This is a genomic window from Rhodoferax sp. ZS1R8 (assembly GCF_056521325.1).
In genome coordinates, this window is the sequence record NZ_JBWMBA010000198.1 from 1 (window position 1) to 1,048 (window position 1,048).

Below are 1,048 nucleotides of genomic sequence, written 5' to 3' on the forward strand. Positions count from 1 at the left end.
CCGGCGGCGGCCTGCACGTACAAGGTCTGGTTTTTGATGATGCCGGTGCGAATGGCAATGGCCACATCCATGTCCCCGGCGTAGCTCAGGTAACCGCAGGCGCCGCCGTACAGGCCGCGCTTGGTGGGCTCCAGCTGGTCGATCAGCTCCATCGCATGCACCTTGGGTGCGCCGGTCAGCGTGCCGGCAGGGAACGTGGCTTTGAGCACGTCCATGCTTGTCATGCCGGGCAACAGCGTGCCTTCGACATTGCTCACGATGTGCATGACGTGGCTGTAACGCTCCACACAGAAGGCGTCCGAGACCTTGACGCTGCCGGCCTGGGCAATACGGCCAATGTCGTTGCGCGCCAGGTCGATCAGCATCACATGTTCGGCGCGCTCTTTGGGATCGCCGACCAACTCTTCTTCGGCGGCCTTGTCCAGCTCGGGGGTGGCCCCTCTTGGCCGCGTCCCCGCCAATGGGCGAATCGTTATTTTTGTAGACACTGCATCACCAGCCGAAGCGAGTTCTTGCCGCACCAGAATTTCTGGTGAAGCCCCCACCACATGGAAATCCCCAAAGTGGTAGTAATACATATAGGGGCTGGGGTTCAACGAACGCAGTGCGCGGTACAAGGAGAGCGGCGACTCGGTGTAACGCTTCTTGATGCGCTGGCCCACCTGCACCTGCATGAAATCACCGCCAGCAATCAGCTCCTTGGCGCGTTCCACGGCGGCGATGTAGTCGGCCTTGGCAAAGTCGCGTTGGGCCGGGTGGCTTTGCGTGGGTTTGACCGGTGGAATGCTGACAGCCTGGGCCAGGCGGTCTTTCAACGCGCTCAGGCGCTGGCCCGCACCTGCATAGGCGTCTGGCTGGCCGGGGTCGGCGTACACGATCAGGTGCAGCTTGCCCGACAGGTTGTCGATAACAGCCAGCTCTTCACACTGCAACAGCAGAATGTCGGGGCAACCCAGCTCGTCGGGCGGGCAAGTGTCCTGCAGCTTTTTCTCGATGTAACGGACTGCGTCGTAGCCAAAATAACCGGCTAGGCCACCGCAGAAGCGCC

At 61.6% G+C, this 1,048-nt stretch carries 1 protein-coding gene; it reads right to left on the reverse strand.

The annotated features are described in order from the left end of the window. Positions 1-1,048: anthranilate synthase component I family protein (locus tag AC097P_RS24970; protein ID WP_479613102.1), on the reverse strand; the 1,048-nt coding region annotated here is incomplete at both ends.